We start from the raw sequence: 1,507 nt of genomic DNA on the forward strand, positions 1-1,507 counted from the left end.
GCACTAGCGTGAGGTTGTCGACATCCATTTCCATGAGTGCTTGCAAGCGGCAGCCACGCAGTGCGCCTGATTTTGGTTTACGCACTACAACTTGTGTGATGGTGGTGTTACCACGTTGGATCGGGGTTTCGAGTGTGACGGTTTTTTCAGTGATTTCACCGGAGGCAATATCCATTTTGATGTTGTCGTTTTGTGGTGTTGTTGGCTGAGTCATGTTTAATCCTGTTGTTTTGGTGATGCGCAGCAGTGACTGCGCATAAATAGGTTAGGGTTATAGGCCGATGGCGCTGCGGTGTGCTTCGAGTAAATCAACACCGTTGGCACGCTCAATCATGTTGATGGTGTCGATTTCGATCAGTTCTTCACCGTTAATGGTGAGTTTGTAGTAGGTGGGTGAAAAGCTGATTTTGGTGGTTGAGCTGTCGCCTTGTTTGGTATCACCGCCGTCAATTTCTTTGTGACGACCCAGAACGACAACTTCAACGGCTTGTACTTCTGCGGTGTCATCACGCTGAATTGAGCCGGTAAAGCGCAGTTGCACGGCGTTGGCTTTTGCTGCACCCCATTGTTTGAACACGAGGGCTTCTGTACCGCCAAGGGTAAATTCACATTCGAGTGCGCCGTCATCCAGACCCAGATCAATGTCTGCTGCGCCGTTCATGCCACCGCCACGGTATTTTTCAAATTTGCGGGTGAGTTTTGGCAGGGTGAATGACTCAACAATGCCCATCCAGTTGTTACCGGCGTTGAACAGGTTGAGGTATTTAAACTTGCGTGGTAATGCCATTTATTGTTCCTCTTAGCCTTTAACCTGTGATGCGAAATCCATCAGGTAGGTATCTGTAATGCGTTGGCGCAGCATCAGGTTTTCTAATGGCGGCACGGGGGTGTAGTCATAATCGAGTGTTAGCTTTCCTGCTTTTAGCGTTTCTTTGGTGTTGGCATCAGGATCTAGCCAGCAACGACCACCGAGTAAGTACCCGCCTGAAACCATTTCACGCAGCTTGGCGTTGATACCTTCGATGATGTCGCGGGCCAGTGATGGGGTGAGGCTTTTATCAATTGCCCACATATGGGCTTCGGCCATGGTGTCGGCTAGCACTTGTGCTGTGCGGGTGTAGCATTCAAAGGCGAATAGTGGGTCATCAGAGCAGCAGCGTGAACCCCAGAAGCGAAAGCCGTCTTTGCGGATCAGGGTGGTGATTTGGTTTTCGTTGAGAAGGCCTGCGTCTGTTGCGGGGTCTTGTAGATCCCAGAACACGTCAGCGGATAAACCTGTCACGCCATTTACGCCGACGTTTGACAGTGATTTGTGCCAGCCTGTTTCTTGGTCAATTTTGGCGCGTAAGCCGAGGGCGCGGGCAGTAGCAAATGCGGTAGTGTTGGCATTGGTGACGGTATCCCAACTAATAAAGTCGGGCCAGATGATCATCAGTTCACGCTGACTGAAGTTTTCGCGGTATGCGATCACGTCTTCAATGGTTTTACAGCCGTTGGCGTTGGCATA

General features: G+C 50.4%; 3 protein-coding genes. All 3 read right to left on the bottom strand.

Translation table 11 applies throughout. The features are described from left to right. On the bottom strand, positions 1–214 hold a 214-nt coding region (locus ACRC27_RS03550), incomplete at its 3' end, for a phage tail assembly protein (RefSeq protein ID WP_438639201.1). A gap of 57 nt (positions 215–271) precedes the next feature. Further along, positions 272–787: a phage major tail tube protein gene (locus ACRC27_RS03555; RefSeq protein ID WP_438621714.1), complete on the bottom strand. Its 516-nt coding sequence runs from the start codon at positions 785–787 to the stop codon at positions 272–274. Between the two features lie 12 nt (positions 788–799). Then, positions 800–1,507: phage tail sheath C-terminal domain-containing protein (locus ACRC27_RS03560; RefSeq protein ID WP_438639202.1), on the bottom strand; the 708-nt coding region annotated here is incomplete at its 5' end.

Origin of the sequence: Plesiomonas sp., from assembly GCF_051650925.1 — a bacterium.
Classification (GTDB): domain Bacteria; phylum Pseudomonadota; class Gammaproteobacteria; order Enterobacterales; family CAMTGL01; genus Plesiomonas.